15 protein-coding genes and 2 pseudogenes are annotated in these 14,236 nt (G+C 41.8%); 12 read left to right on the top strand and 5 right to left on the bottom strand.

Features of this window, described 5'->3' with window-relative positions:
* Positions 1 to 62 precede the first annotated feature (62 nt).
* From D7Y06_RS17025 to D7Y06_RS28635, 4 genes are all read right to left on the bottom strand, one after another.
* Positions 63 to 1,925: an FtsX-like permease family protein gene (locus tag D7Y06_RS17025; protein ID WP_158591400.1), complete on the bottom strand. Its 1,863-nt coding sequence runs from the start codon at positions 1,923 to 1,925 to the stop codon at positions 63 to 65.
* Positions 1,915 to 2,688 (bottom strand): ABC transporter ATP-binding protein, encoded by a 774-nt coding sequence (locus D7Y06_RS17020; RefSeq protein ID WP_120408937.1) that lies wholly within the window; start codon positions 2,686 to 2,688, stop codon positions 1,915 to 1,917. Before D7Y06_RS17020 ends, D7Y06_RS17025 begins: the two co-directional genes overlap by 11 nt.
* Positions 2,689 to 2,736: 48 nt before the next feature.
* Entirely contained in the window at positions 2,737 to 2,967 is a 231-nt protein-coding gene (locus tag D7Y06_RS17015) for a hypothetical protein (RefSeq protein WP_158591399.1), read from the bottom strand.
* A 199-nt stretch (positions 2,968 to 3,166) separates the two neighbouring features.
* On the bottom strand, positions 3,167 to 3,340 hold the full coding sequence (locus D7Y06_RS28635; protein ID WP_199714745.1) for a helix-turn-helix domain-containing protein: 174 nt from the start codon (positions 3,338 to 3,340) through the stop codon (positions 3,167 to 3,169).
* Positions 3,341 to 3,681: 341 nt separating this feature from the next.
* Here D7Y06_RS28635 and D7Y06_RS17005 point away from each other — a divergent pair.
* The 9 genes and pseudogenes from D7Y06_RS17005 to D7Y06_RS16965 form a co-directional block, all read left to right on the top strand.
* Positions 3,682 to 3,795: pseudogene (locus D7Y06_RS17005) on the top strand (RNA polymerase sigma factor); the annotation flags it as partial.
* A 16-nt stretch (positions 3,796 to 3,811) separates the two neighbouring features.
* Positions 3,812 to 3,910, top strand: a pseudogene (locus D7Y06_RS28310) (helix-turn-helix domain-containing protein); the annotation flags it as partial.
* Between the two features lie 111 nt (positions 3,911 to 4,021).
* On the top strand, positions 4,022 to 4,426 hold the full coding sequence (locus D7Y06_RS16995; RefSeq protein ID WP_120408935.1) for a hypothetical protein: 405 nt from the start codon (positions 4,022 to 4,024) through the stop codon (positions 4,424 to 4,426).
* Between the two features lie 52 nt (positions 4,427 to 4,478).
* The gene (locus D7Y06_RS16990; protein ID WP_120408934.1) at positions 4,479 to 5,162 is read left to right on the top strand and encodes a DNA alkylation repair protein; all 684 of its coding nucleotides are present in this window, start codon (positions 4,479 to 4,481) and stop codon (positions 5,160 to 5,162) included.
* A gap of 19 nt (positions 5,163 to 5,181) precedes the next feature.
* Complete coding sequence (locus tag D7Y06_RS16985; protein ID WP_120408933.1) at positions 5,182 to 5,709, top strand: hypothetical protein; 528 nt, start codon at positions 5,182 to 5,184, stop codon at positions 5,707 to 5,709.
* A 36-nt stretch (positions 5,710 to 5,745) separates the two neighbouring features.
* A complete protein-coding gene (locus D7Y06_RS16980) occupies positions 5,746 to 6,027 on the top strand; it encodes a helix-hairpin-helix domain-containing protein (protein WP_120408932.1) in 282 nt (93 codons plus the stop codon).
* 106 nt (positions 6,028 to 6,133) lie between these two features.
* The gene (locus tag D7Y06_RS16975) at positions 6,134 to 7,837 is read left to right on the top strand and encodes a methyl-accepting chemotaxis protein (RefSeq protein WP_120408931.1); all 1,704 of its coding nucleotides are present in this window, start codon (positions 6,134 to 6,136) and stop codon (positions 7,835 to 7,837) included.
* Between the two features lie 28 nt (positions 7,838 to 7,865).
* Entirely contained in the window at positions 7,866 to 9,185 is a 1,320-nt protein-coding gene (locus tag D7Y06_RS16970) for a sensor histidine kinase (RefSeq protein WP_120408930.1), read from the top strand.
* 12 nt (positions 9,186 to 9,197) lie between these two features.
* Positions 9,198 to 9,935 (top strand): LytR/AlgR family response regulator transcription factor, encoded by a 738-nt coding sequence (locus D7Y06_RS16965; protein WP_120408929.1) that lies wholly within the window; start codon positions 9,198 to 9,200, stop codon positions 9,933 to 9,935.
* A 58-nt stretch (positions 9,936 to 9,993) separates the two neighbouring features.
* Here D7Y06_RS16965 and bsh read toward each other — a convergent pair whose 3' ends face one another.
* Positions 9,994 to 10,968, bottom strand: coding sequence for a choloylglycine hydrolase (gene bsh, locus D7Y06_RS16960; protein ID WP_120408944.1), 975 nt, complete (start codon positions 10,966 to 10,968; stop codon positions 9,994 to 9,996).
* 192 nt (positions 10,969 to 11,160) lie between these two features.
* Here bsh and D7Y06_RS16955 point away from each other — a divergent pair, with 192 nt between their 5' ends.
* From D7Y06_RS16955 to D7Y06_RS16945, 3 genes are read left to right on the top strand one after another with little or no spacing between them, the layout of a single operon-like run.
* Positions 11,161 to 11,883, top strand: a complete 723-nt coding sequence (locus tag D7Y06_RS16955; protein ID WP_120408928.1) for a LytR/AlgR family response regulator transcription factor — start codon at positions 11,161 to 11,163, stop codon at positions 11,881 to 11,883.
* Entirely contained in the window at positions 11,880 to 13,172 is a 1,293-nt protein-coding gene (locus D7Y06_RS16950; RefSeq protein WP_120408927.1) for a sensor histidine kinase, read from the top strand. Before D7Y06_RS16955 ends, D7Y06_RS16950 begins: the two co-directional genes overlap by 4 nt.
* Before the next feature lie 21 nt (positions 13,173 to 13,193).
* Positions 13,194 to 14,219, top strand: coding sequence for a CPBP family intramembrane glutamic endopeptidase (locus tag D7Y06_RS16945; RefSeq protein WP_120408926.1), 1,026 nt, complete (start codon positions 13,194 to 13,196; stop codon positions 14,217 to 14,219).
* Positions 14,220 to 14,236 lie beyond the last annotated feature (17 nt).

Raw genomic sequence — 14,236 nt, 5'->3', positions numbered from 1 at the left:
CAGGGAACCCCGTGCCAATTAAAAGAAAAACACAATATGTTGTAGTTGCTTGAGTTAGGTTGTTAACATTGGTATAAAAACAGTTGTTTTGCCACTACGATTCTGATTTTTTTCTTTCCCATTCCCAGTTTATTTAAAATCTGATAGCGGAATTTATATTTATTGGAATCGCTTAACTGCTGGACGGAAAGGACGGTAAACGCAACGCATAAAAATACCAGTCCTATATAAAATAGCGGAAATGACAAGGTACTCATTAAAAACTTTAGCTCCAAGACTTCCCGGCTTTTAACCTGTATTGTGGCGGGCATTAAAAAAAGTTCTTCACTTCCGATTTTTATATAATCAGCCAATTCATCATACCCTCTTATTTTTTCGGCTGATTCATACAGACTTTTTGACAAATTTTCCGGCACATTTCCGCTTGCCATAACTGCCATAAGTGAAAAATATTTTTTCATTCCTGCAAGTCTTTTATCCGGCACAATTAATAAAAAATCCGTTCCATTATGTCCGTTCTGTGCAAAACCCTCCGTCATAAATCCTGCAAAATTCAGCCCTATATGTAAACTGTTCTGGGGCTTTTCGCTCCTGTCTTTAATTTCTTGATATACGCGGTTTGGCATATGGATTAAATATTGGTTATCCTGCAAGGTAACTGGCGTTAGCCCAAGCATTTTCCGTAAACTGTTATAATCAGTGATTCCCATATATACATCATAATCGTAATAAGCAGCGGCTTTTCTTCCCTCTGCCATAGCCGGATCGCTGTCCTTATCGGAAAATAACCTTAAATTCTGATACAGATAATCAACCATTTCACTTGTTCCGTTTTGATAGACACAATATTTCAGTGTCGCCCGTGGAACGGTATTTTCATTTATCAGTGTTTCTTCTTTGGCAAAATCGTTTTCTGTGTTGTCACTGATTAAAATAATATCAAATGGATATTCCACATTTAATTGCTTGTTTTGATAATCACTTAGCATAAATGCAAGCGAACTTCCTACTAAAGCAAACATAAATAACAGGCTTAGTGTTCCCAATACAAAACACGTATTCCGCATTTTAGAGGAAAACTGACGCATTAAAAACAAACAGTCTTTTTTATAAATCAAGCTCCCTTTGCTTTTTATATATTTCATCAAAAAAGCCGAAAGCCCTAAATAGAAAAAGTAAAATGTAAAGGCAAGCCCAATCATTTCAAATACTGCCGCCCATTTTGTTATCCTTCCGGTAAAAATAAGAAAATACAAAAACAATACATTTCCTACGGAAAGATAGAATAACCATTTCCATATAACGTTTCTTTTCTCGTTTACTGTTTCATTCTGCCTGTCCATGTTAAGTAGACTTATGATTTCCATATTGGAGAATTTCTTCTTATTCCGAAAAAGGGCAATCATAAAACACGCCCCATATAGGATAATTGTCAATAAGATGCTTCCTGCTGATATTTCTATATTTACCCTGTAATTTTTCCCGATACTTTTATAAAAAACATAAAATAATATCTGCTGTAACCCGCTCCCCAAAAGCAGTCCGGCAAAAAGAGCGGATATTCCAAGATAGAAATTTTCTTTCATGTAAAGGGCTGCAATCTGCTTTTTCTTCATTCCCGATAATAAGTAAATTGCAAATTCCCGGCTTCTTTTTTCTAAAATAAAACGTGTCATATAGTTTATCAGCCATGCAACAATCATAAGGATTGCCATTGTGGAAACTGCCATAAATGTAACTAACATTGTTCCTGCCGTAGAAAGCTCCCCTTTGTTTCCAAAATGAATCATTTCGTAAATATCCTTTGAAAACAGCAAAGAATGAAAGGAAAAAGTGAGGGCTGTTATCATACACAAGGTTAGAAAGTAATTCAGATAATCTTTCCACAGCCTGCGGGCATTTCGTAATGCAAGTTTATTCAGCATAAATATCATCACCCCCGATTTTGGACTGCATATCAAGAATACGGTTTAAATACTCTTTTTTACCCATATTTCCCCGCTCCAATTCAGAGCATATCTTACCGTCATTTAAAAACAAAATCTTTTCACAATAACAGGCTGAAAACACATCATGCGTTACCATTAAAATCGTTGCGCCTAATTCCTTGTTCATAATCTGTAAAGTATGAAGAAGCATAGCAGACGAGTTTGAATCCAGTGCCCCCGTTGGTTCATCAGCAAGAATCAGTTTGGGATTATTAACAAGTGCCCTCGCACAAGCCGCCCGCTGTTTTTGTCCGCCGGACACTTCATACGGGAATTTGCTTAAAATGTCGCAGATATGTAAAGTTTCTGATATACTCTTTACTTTGCTTTCAATTTCTTCTTTCTTCCTGCCACAAAGAGCCATAGGGAGCATGATATTTTCTTCAATACTCAATGTATCCAGCAGGTTATAATCTTGAAAGACAAATCCAAGGTTTTCCTGCCGGAAATCTGATAATTCCTCCTCGGTCATTTGGGAAATATTAGCCATGTCATAAAGAACCTGCCCGCCGGACATTCTGTCTATGGTAGACAAAATATTTAATATGGTCGTTTTTCCCGAACCGGAAGCACCCATGATTCCAATAAAAGCCCCCTTATCTACATAGAAACTTACATTGTCAACAGCGGTAACTTTTATATTTCCCATGCCATAATTCTTTACAAGGTTTTTAACCTCAATAAAATGGTTTCTCGCCATAATATCCCACCATTCCTTTCTTCTGCTTAAATATTGGATTCTAATAAATCAGATATTTTTTTCATTCTGATTTCGGAGCAGTATAGAATAAGACCAGTAAATTCCTATGCAAAAAAATGTGATAAAGCTGCCAATACCGCTTAAAATCATGGAAAGAGTAATGCAAAACAGAATATCCATATACTTCATACTCTCAAATACAGGAAGCCCTAGGCCACTGCCAACAGCTACAAATATCAAAAGACCAAGCGCAATACCTCCAACCAACATTTTCTTCATTTTAAGAAATTCTTCCTGTATTTCCTTTCGTACTTCCTCCGCAAATACAAGTTCCTTTTTCCGAAGAACCCTGTAAGGATTTTGTTTCAACGCAATGTAGATCACAACAGCAAGTAAGAGCATAATAGATATGGTTGTAAGTATTGGCGCAACACTGGAAGCAAAAAAGTAATGTTCCGTAGATGTATAAGATACTGAATTACATCCTAACGCAATTCCACACGCCGTTGCCAACAGCAAAAATTTTCTTTTGTAATAGAACAGGAAGCCATTTGCTTACTGCCTGTCTGCTTGTGTATAATTTTTCTGCCAGTGCTTCCTGTGAAAGTCCTTGTGACTTTCGTAGCTTATACAGCTTTTCTCCGAATGTCATATTTTTCCTCCTTGTTCTCGCCCATAGTAGCATAATGGCTCAAAATGTCTATCATTCAACTCTGACAATTCCGCAACTTTAAGTTGCTATTGGTTATTTTCTCCCATAAGCAGCAACAAAAATCTGCCTAAAGTAATAATTTAGCACTATATCCGACTAATTGAAAAAAATAATACAAAAAAAGAAATATAAAGAATGGAGTGGGATTCCATAGCCAGTTATGCATATTTCCACAATGCGCCCTTGCTTTTCCGGCTCTTATTACCCAAGAACCTATGCGGATATTCTGCATGGGTTTTTGTTGTAATAGCCCCTACTGGGAAGAAAGGGGGTGAAAGAAAATGAGATATTCTGAACAGTTCATGGGGCATATCGAGTATGCGTTTCATGCGTTCTGCAAGATTGTCCTGCGCCATGAAGCCATGAACGAATGGCGGAATTTAAAGCGGAAAGAATGGGAGAGATTGGAACATGAGGAACAAAAAGCTGATACCTTTTGAGGCAATCCAAAAAGCCGTTGCTGGAGAGCCGGAAGCGGTAGACGCAGTATTGCGTAACAGAAATAAGTATTATTTCTGAAAAGTAAAAGGATACTGGATAGAAATATTCGTATATCTATGATAAAATAAAACATACAGAGTATTCAAAATATATTTATGAAATATTGATAAGGTGATTTGTATGGCAGTATTGCACAATGATTATATTTTTCTTCCAAAACTAAGAAAGAGGATTCTCACATATCATCTAAAGACTCTGATGATACAATACGTATACAAGCAAGAAAAAATGTCCTTTTTTATATTAAGAAATATTTTTGGCGAGCCTATTAGTAAAGATACTGAAAATATTAATTTTAAAAAAGATACAAAATTTGCAAGATTGATTGCCCCGAATGAGTATGAAAAAATTTCCTTTGATGATTTTGTCATATCTTCGTGTTCATGTGTAGGACTTGCAACATACTTGTTTAATTTGGTTTCGTATGATTATATAAAAATCATAAATGAAATCCCACAATCTCAAATTGCGAGATGGAAAAAATATAAACCGGAACGATGTGAAAAAGATATGTTTGCACCATAAATTCGGCAGTCATATTTGATATAATAATGGAGAAAAACATAAGGAGAAAACGATGGTAACAGAGGATATTAGAAAGGAATTGTTCCGGCTTCAGGACAAAAAATACCGGGATTTTCAGAGTAAGCTGATTCCCACAGTGGAACAGGATTCTGTGATTGGAGTTAGAACACCGGAATTGAGGAAGTTTGCAAAACAGATTGCAAAAAGGGAGGATGCGGAAGATTTTTTAAGAGAACTGCCCCATGGGTATTTTGATGAGAACCAGCTTCATGGTTTTGTAATTTCTGAAATAAAAGATTTTAACCGTTGTGTGGAAGAGGTAAAGTATTTTCTGCCTTTTGTGGACAACTGGGCAACCTGCGACCAGTTGTCGCCGAAAATTTTTAAAAAGCACAGACAGGAGCTTTTTAGCCATATCAGGGAATGGATTGCTTCTGACCATACTTATACAGTGCGCTTTGCCATAGGAATGCTTATGCAGCATTTTTTAGATGAGGAGTTTGACTTGGTTTATCCGGAGATGGTGTCTCTTATCCGGTCGGAGGAATACTACGTTAATATGATGATTGCCTGGTATTTTGCCACGGCGCTGGCAAAGCAGTACGAAGCTGTGCTGCCGTACATAGAAGAGAAGAAACTTGATACATGGACCCACAATAAAGCCATTCAGAAATCTGTGGAGAGCAGCCGTATAGCGCCGGAGCAGAAAGCATATCTGAAGAGCCTGAAATATTGATGCAAAAAGGGGGAATATTTTGGAAATCATAGAACATTTTCTGTGCGGAAAAGAAAACAATCCCCATACCTGCGAGGACGGTTTGATTCTGGGGGAGCATATCATAGGAGTGATAGATGGAGTTACCGCAAAAGGAAAGCGTTTGTGGGATGGCAAAAAAAGCGGTTGTTATGCAAAGGAGATTTTGCAGGGAGCAAAAATAGAGGATTTGGAACAAAATGATATTGGGCGGGCAGGGATTGCCCAAAACCTGAAGATGCAGTTTGCATTTGAAAACAAGGCGGGATATTTTGGATATCCTGTTTTAAATGGAATGGGAATAGATAAGTCAATGATAAAACGTTATCCTGTGAAAAAAGGAGATGTGGTTATATTGGCCAGCGACGGTTATCCGGTTTTAAGGGAATCCTTAAATCAATGTGAGAGGGAATTGGATAATCTTAAGAAAAATGATTCCATGTGTTTTCGCATATTTCCTTCCACAAAGGGAATCAAGCCAGGGAATGTAGGTTTTGATGACAGGGCATTTTGCAGATTTATAGTGTGAATTTGTGACGGAAAAAAACAAAGAATGGAGATTGTTATGAGGAAAAGCCAAAGCGGTGATTTAAGGAAAATACCAGGGGTAGGGGCAAATATGGAACGCCATCTCAAGGATATCGGAATCCACTGTGTGGCGGATTTGGTTGGAAAAGACCCGGAAGAATTATATCATTTGAACACCATAAAAAAAGGTTTTCAGGATGACAGGTGCGTGCTCTACGTGTTCCGGTGTGCAGTATATTTTGCGGAACATGATAGCCACGATCCGGAGAAGTTAAAATGGTGGTATTGGAAAGACAGGGAGTACCCAGATAAAAATTGAGACGGGTGCAATGTATACCCTTAAATGCGCAAATTGTACCAGAGATGTTTTTCTGAAAGTGGTTGTCTGGTAGGATATTAAATGCGAATCAGGAGGGATACAGAGGATGAAGACCAGAAAAATCAGTATAGCGGCACAGCTTTTCCTTTTTATTTTTGGAGCAGCCATTATTGCAGCTTTCATTGTGGGAGGCGTTTCCTATTCTGCCATGGGAAATTACCTTCGGCAAAAGACCATGGACCATGTGGTGGAAATTGCAGTGATAGCTGCAGAAAACGTAGATGCAGAACTTTTTGAAAAGGCAATGGAGGGGGACGAGACGGCTCTGGCTTTTGTAAAGGATTCTTTAAGTTTTTTTCTGTCCGGGGAGTCTGTAACGTATGTGTATACCCTTATGCCCAAAGAGGGAGGAAACGTTGCATTTGTTGTGGATACGGACCCTGAGGACCCAGGGGAGTACGGGGAAGACTACGAGGCCCAGGAGGCTATGTTTGAGGCGCTGAAGGGAAGTCCCTCTGTGACAAAAGAGCCTTTTACAGATGAGTGGGGGACGTTTTACAGCGGCTATGCCCCTGTGATTTGTCAGGGGAAAGTCCTTGGGATTGTGGCGGTGGATTACGAGGCATCTTCCATAAAAAAGTCTCTGGATAGCCTGATACGGAATATGTTTCTTTCTGTGGCGGTGGGAACTGTCTTTGCTGCGCTGGCGGCATTTGCGGCGGCGGTGCGGATGCGGCGGAATTTTAATAAAGTAAATGATAAAATATTAGACGTGGCCCAGGCGGGGGGAGACTTGACAAAAGTGCTGGATATCTCCTCCGGCGACGAATTGGAAGTGATAGGAGACAGCTTAAATCTTCTTTTGCAGAAAACGGGAAATATGGTTCGTGAAATTAAACATGGAACGGGGAATATTGACAGGAAAATGGAGAATATCAACACCCATGTATCCGGCTCGGTTTCAAGGATTACCAGCATCAGCGATACCATACAGTCCATGGTGGCTTCTTCCCAGGAGATTGCGGCGTCTGTGGGGCTTGTAGGTTCCCAGGTGGATTTTGTCTATGAGAATATACAAAATATAGTGGAAATTGTCTCACAAAATGCCATACATTTAAGGGAAATTCATGTTTCTTCCCAGGAGTTAAGCGGCAGGGCAAAAAGTTCTTCCGCAGAGATTGGGAAAAATTTAGAAAGCATGTCTCTGCATTTGAAAAAAGAGAAAGAGAAGGCGGAAGCGGTTTTAAAAATTAAAGAACTTTCGGATACTATTTTAAATATTTCCGGCCAGACAAATCTTTTGGCTTTAAATGCCTCTATTGAAGCGGCAAGGGCTGGAGCCGCCGGGAAAGGATTTGCGGTGGTGGCCCAGGAGATTGGCGCCTTGGCTGTAAATACAAATGAGGCTGCAAACGAGATTCAGACTATGAGCAAAGATGTGGTGGAGGCAATCTGGGGGCTGGATAAGCTGGCGGAACAGATGCTCTCGCTTTTAGAGGAAAGCATTTCAAGCGATTATGAAACTTTTGGCAGTGCGTCGCAGAAGTTTACGGACAGGTCTCAGGAAATCACAGATTCCATGGAAAAACTTCAGGAATATACGGAAAAATATGCAGATTCCATGGAGAAAATAAAAGATGCTATGGCATCTGTGGGGGCTGCCTCCGAGGAGGGCAGCAAAGAGATGATTCAAGTGTCTGAACTGCTTTCCTCCATAGACGTGGATATGAAAAATATTGAACATTTGACAGGGGAAACTTTTTCGGATATTTCCGTTATGAACCGTGATTTAGGCAGTTACCAGGTTTGATTTTCGCATACAGGGGAGGTGCATAAGTTTGCTGGGAGGAAATGTTATAATAGCCATGATCCGGTATGTCATCAGCGTGGCAGGGGTCATCTTACTGTTTTCACAAATGAGCCAGTTTCGGTTTGACAGGAAAAAGACTGTGATAGGTTATGCCCTGTTTACAGTGGTTTTAGTGTCAGGGGCATGTGTGTGGTATGTCCTTGATTTTCAGGGCTGCGCCCGTGCTGTAGCTTTTATCATGTATATGTTTTTCAGCATTTTTTCTATTTTCATGAGCAGTGAGCCTGTGTACCTGTCCGTGTACAAACTGGCGCTTACCTTTTATCTCCTTTCTGTGTTTCTTACAGGGGGACTGGAGGTTTCCATTCTTTTCTTTCACAGCAATGTGTGGGTGGATATCATTGTCCGGATTATGCTGATTTTATTGATGGCGTATTTTATAGAAAAGAAGGTAAAAAGTTCCATCCGGGGGTTCAGTGACTATGTGGAGAGCGAGTTGGACAGATTCAGTATTACAATTATGGTTATGAGTATTCTCTTTGGGATAGGGTTTATTTTAAATCCCAGACGGATGGACCAGACCCCTTACCGTTTGTTCCAGGCCGCTATGAATCTCTTTCTCACAGGCTCTCTCCAGCTTTTGGTTTTTCGCCTCTACCTCCATGTGGGCAAGGAGAAAGAGTACCAGAAAGAGAATCAGCTTATGAAATTAAATCACAGGCTTATGGAGAGGCAGGTGGAGCTTTTAGAGGAGTCCGTGGAATCAGGAAGAAGGATCCGCCACGATGTGAGGCACCACAATGCCGTGATTGGGGAGTACGCCCGCAGAGGTCAGACGGAGGAACTTCTTCAATATCTGAAAGAATATCAAAAAAAGTTAGAGGAAAATACGGCCGCAGCTATTTGCAGCAACTCTGCGGTAAACAATATTCTGTCAGCCTATACCAGAAAAGCGGAACGGGAACAGATTAAAGTTACCCTAGATGTGGAGCTTGGGAGGAATCCCGGAATACCCAATATTGATTTGGTGACAATTTTGGCAAACGCATATGAAAATGCCATTTATGGGTGTATTGAGGTAAAAAAGGAGAATCCCAAACAGGAGTGCTTTATCCATCTGATGATTAAAAAAAAGAAAAATAAATTGGCTATCTCCTGCAGCAATACCTGCAAAAGGGAAGTTGAAATCAAAAACGGGAAACCAAAGCCCGAGACTACCGGGGGGATTGGAGTTCTTAGCATTACTAAGACAGCGGATAATTTTGCCGGGGAATATGATTTCAGGAATGACAATGGAGTATTTATTTTCCGGCTGATTATGAATATTCCGCAGTGTAGGGAAAGATAAGAGGAGGGGCAGATGTATCGTATAGCGCTCTGTGATGACGAAAATAGAGAATTAGAAAAAACAGAACAAATGCTTTACAGCTATGGGAAAACACGTACTGACGCAGAATTTCACACAGAATGCTTTTTGGATGCCGGAGAATTTATCCTCAGGGTGAGGGAAAAGAATTATGAACCGGATATTTTGTTTTTAGATATCTACATGCCGGAGAAAACGGGGATTGAAATTGCAAGGGAGCTCCGGGAGATGGGGAGCAAAACTAGAATTGTTTTTCTCACAATGTCAAATGAACATGCCCTGGAGGCTTACGGGGTAGATGCGGCCCAGTACCTGGTAAAGCCTGTGACAGAGGAAAAGCTCTTTCCGCTTTTGGACAGATTTTTAGGGGAGATGCGGGAGGAAAAAAGTCGTTTTATCCTGTTGCGCACAGAGGGGAGAATCTGCCGGGTGGCGGTAAGGGATATTGTGTATTTTGAGGCCCAGGGAAAAAAGCAGTTTGTGCACTTTGCAGATGGAAGCTATTGTCTGCTTCGGATTACCATGGCGGAAATTTACGGGATGCTCTCAGGATACCGGGAGTTTGTCCGGGTTGGGGCTGCCTATATTGTAAACCTTGAACACGTAGAAAGTTTAAGCGGTAAGGAACTTTTTATGGATGGCGGAAAGACAATTTATCTTCCCCGGGGTTCTTACCAGCCTTTGCGGGAAAGATATTTTAAATATTTCTGCGGGGAAGAGGGCGGGGAATAAGCCGGCAGGACAGGATCTGTCCTGTTTTTTATCGAGGAAAAAAGAATTCGGATGCAGGTTAGTTCTGCATCCGAATCTGTTCTTTCTTTATCATGGGATAGAGAATCAGACGGGCGCACTCCAGGTTTTCCCGGTGCATGTTGATGCCGGAAATCTGGTGATTTTCATAGGAAGTATAGTAGTACATGCCTTTGTCTGCATTACAGCAGGAGGTGTAGAGGGTGACTTCGTATTTCCCGTCTCCCAGGCAGCAGCATCCCTTCTGCTGTTCCACGGCTCCTAAAATATGGAAAAACTGGCTGACGCTTTCTGCTTCCGTATCCCCGGATACGGAGTTCATTCTTACAAAAGCAATGCGCACAAAACGGGACTGGGAGGACAGGTCGCCGGGAAGCCCGATGGCCCCCATTCCCCGGCTGTATGTGTGGAGGGGCAGGCTGCTGCAAAAATGGTTTTGGGGTTCCTGGGGGGAGAGGGACATATAGTTGTTCAGCGCAAACATCTGCTCCTGAAAAGGGGGATTGTTCGTGAGAACTCCCACAGGATTTTCATATACAAAAAGGCCGCTTTTTGTGGATTCCACAGTAATGGCCTGGGTTTTATCTGCGATGATCCAGTGGAGCTGTGCTAAAGGCAGTTCACTGTTAAAGGGGATATCTACCAGATTTATGGATTGCAGCAGTTCTTTTGCCTCCTTCACGGTGGCGCACTGGCCTAAAATCCAGGGGATAAATTCGTAGGGGGATACGTTGTGCTTCTCTTTTTCCGGTATTTTATACTCTGCGTTTCCCACAAAATTTAATCCTGCCATGCCCAAGCCCTTTTCGTTAATTCCGTCGTAGTACAAAGGGTAGTCAGAGACTACGTGGGCCATGCCGATCATGGCATAATGGCGCTTTAACTGTCCCATTCGGCTAAACTGAAAACAGAAGTTCCGTGGAGTAATTACAATATTTTCCCCGTAGGAAAATTCATAATCCAGGGTGCGCCCGAAATAAAAATCTTTTGTGGTGTATGTTGCCGCTGTACACATATCCTTGTCTCCTCTTTTCATAGTTTTGCAAAGGTTCTGTTCTCCTATCATATGTCATTTTTCTTTGTCCTATTCGATTAATACATAATTTTTGTCTTTTATGTAAATTATGTTTACATTTTGAGCCGATTCCAGTATAGTAAATTTTGTCTTTCAAAAAATACCATGGTAAATACAAAAGAGAGGAAAGAGATGTATCAGATTGCAGTCTGTGATGATGAAAAGGCGTTGCGGGAGGAAGTAAAAAAACTGATTTTGGAGTGGGACAGCGCCCTTAAGGTGCACCTGTACTCCTCCGGCGAAGATCTTTTGGACAATTACCTGCCCTTCCAGGTGATTTTCCTGGATGTGGAAATGGAGGGGATGGGAGGAATCGAGACGGGAAAACGTATCCGGCAAAGGGATAAAGAGGTAAAAATCGTCTATCTCACTGCCTACCGGGATTACGTGGCAGGAGCCTTTGAGGTTCATGCCTTCCAGTATATGGTAAAACCTGTAAATCGGGAAAGGTTGTTTCACATACTGGAAGAAATTTTTCTGTATGTAAAAAAGTCAGAGGAGAAACATATCCTGGATTTTCAAACAGTGAAGGGCATGGTCTGTCTGCCCACAGAGGAAATCTACTATTTTGCATACGAAAACAGAAGGGTGTTGATGGCGGCGGGGGAGGAGAGTTATTACCTGGCGGAAAAAATCGGAAATGTGCTAAAGCGCATGGCGGAATTTGGATTTTCCATGCCCCACCAGAGCTTTGTGGTGAATCTCTTCCATGTGAAAAATATCAGGAACCAGGAGATACTTTTGGATAATGGCGCGGTTATCCCCCTGTCCCAGAAAAAACAGAAACTCTTTAAACAGGAAATGGCAGCTTATCTGTCAGAAAGGTTAAAAGTACAGAGAGGAAATATAAAATGAATGTGGGACTTATGGCGGCAGCCCTGTTTTTTACTGCGATTGACGCAGTGTCCTTTTTAGCCTGCGGGGTGCTTATGATGCGGTTTATCTGTATGTACACAGAGGAGGGGGCAAAGAGGAGCCGGCCGCTTTTGGTAAGAATTTTGGGGTGGGGGGGGTATGAAGCCCTGGCGGTTTTGCTGCCAAATCTGTTTTTGGATGACAGGCTGACCATATCCGCCCTGCTGTGTTATTATCTTTTGCTTGGGTGGTTTGTCTACCATAAAAGCCAGGTGGGGATCTTGTATCAGGTGGTGTATATCCTGGTAATGTATGCAAGCCAGGCAATAGCGATTATGTGCGCCTACACCGTATATTTGAAATTTGATACGGGGGAGGTTGTCTATTCCTATCTGATTGCACTGTTTAAGTCAGTCCTTGGTTTTAGTATTTTATGGGTATTTTTCCGGATTCTAAAAGAGAGATATGCGAAGGACCAGAAAAACCTGAAAATAGGAAGGATGATACTTATTCCCTTCTTAAGCACAGTACTGACGCTGATGTATATTGTGGCCCAGGCTGCGGTTTTGGAGAAATTCCAGTTTGGCTATCTGTGGATGATTGTGTTCTGCCTGATTATCCTGGTGATCAACGGCCTCTGCCTGTATTTTTGGCATGACCTGTCGGCAAACCAGGAGCTTAAGAACAGGCTGGAATTAATTGAGAGGCAGAACAGCCTTACCTACCAGTACTATGGGGAGATGGAGGAAAATTACAACAATTCCAGAAAGATTATCCACGATATAAGAAACCACATGCAGATGTTAAAACAGTCCTGTAAGATGGAGGAGGCGGAAGAATACTTTGCGGATGTCCATGAAATGTTAAATGCCCTGGGGTTAAAATATTACTGTGAAAACCGCATGTTAAATATCGTGTTAAACGATAAGTGCAGGTGCCTTTTGGATGAGGAGTTTTCCTGCAGCCTGGCAGGGGCAAAACTTGACTTCCTGTCGGATATGGATGTGACGGCTATTTTTGCAAACCTGTTGGACAACGCCCTGGAGGCAAGGGAAAGGGAGAGGGAATTTAGGCTGAAGATACAGGGGGAGCAGATTCAGGATTTTACCGTAGTGGAGATTTCCAACACATTCCGCGGTGTGTACCAAAAAGGCCGTTCCGGGAAAGAGGGACATGAGGGTTTAGGGCTTATGAATGTGCGCCAGGCGGTGGAAAAGTATCGCGGCCAGATGCGTGTATTGTCCGGGGAGGACACATTTACTGTCACTTTAGTTTTCCCAGGACAATGATTATAAAAAAGGAGAGAGAAAATGAACGAGAACAAAGAGAAAAAACAGTTATTGATTTATGTGATTATCGCCTATGGAGTCACTTTTCTTATGGGACTTTTTATATGGTTCGGTAATTCCAGGGGAATGGACGTGTCCGTATTTCCCGCGGCACAGATGATGTATCCCGCAGCAGGGGTAATGTTTGCCTATCTTTTCACAGGGGAAGAAAATCTTCCCAAAGGCTATTACATAACATTTTTGATTGTGACGGGGATTATGATTGCACTGTCTTTTTTGTCCCTGTTTGTTCCGGTGGAGCTTCCCATGCTTGGTGCCATGGGGCTTACCTTCTGGTCTATGATATCCCAGTATGTGCTGATTCTTGGCAGCATTGCACTGTGGATTGCCCTGTTTGTTACAAAAAAAGAGAAGAGACGGGCCTGGGGCCTTGGATTTTTTAATGGAAAGGCTTCTGCAATCTGCGCAGTGTTATTTCTTGTTTTATATGTGGCCAGAACGGCCTTTAGCTGCCTGATTGCCGGGCAGATGGGAGAATTTATGGCACTTTTTTCAAATTCTGCAACCTGGATTAACACGGCAGTACTTCCGATAAACTTCTTTTTGGTGTTTGCGGCGTTTTTCGGGGAGGAGTACGGCTGGCGGTATTATTTACAGCCCCTGATGCAGAAAAAATTTGGAAAAAGGGCGGGGGTAATCCTCCTTGGCATTGTGTGGGGGCTTTGGCATCTGCCTCTGGATTTCTGGTACTATTCCAACACGGGGCTTGCCATGTCGGCGGCACAGCAGATTACCTGCATTACCCTGGGTATCTTCTTTGCCTATGCCTATATGAAAACCGGGAATATCTGGGTGCCTGTGGCGCTGCACTATTTAAACAACAACCTGATTCCCATATTCAGCGGAAACTATTCGGCGGATGTCCTTGAGAACCAGACCATTGCCTGGGGAGATTTGCCTTTTGCCTTATTGATTAACGTGCTGTTTTTTGGCCTGTTTATTTTTGCGAAGACTTTCCGGGAAAAGGATTCTGTTTCACAGCAGTAATTGGGTAAATTAAGAAA

Origin of the sequence: Roseburia sp. 1XD42-69, assembly GCF_003612565.1 — a bacterium.
In the GTDB taxonomy this organism is placed as follows: Bacteria; Bacillota; Clostridia; order Lachnospirales; family Lachnospiraceae; genus Roseburia_B.
Note: the sequence above shows the minus strand (reverse complement) of the source record. Positions and strands in the feature narration are given on the sequence as shown.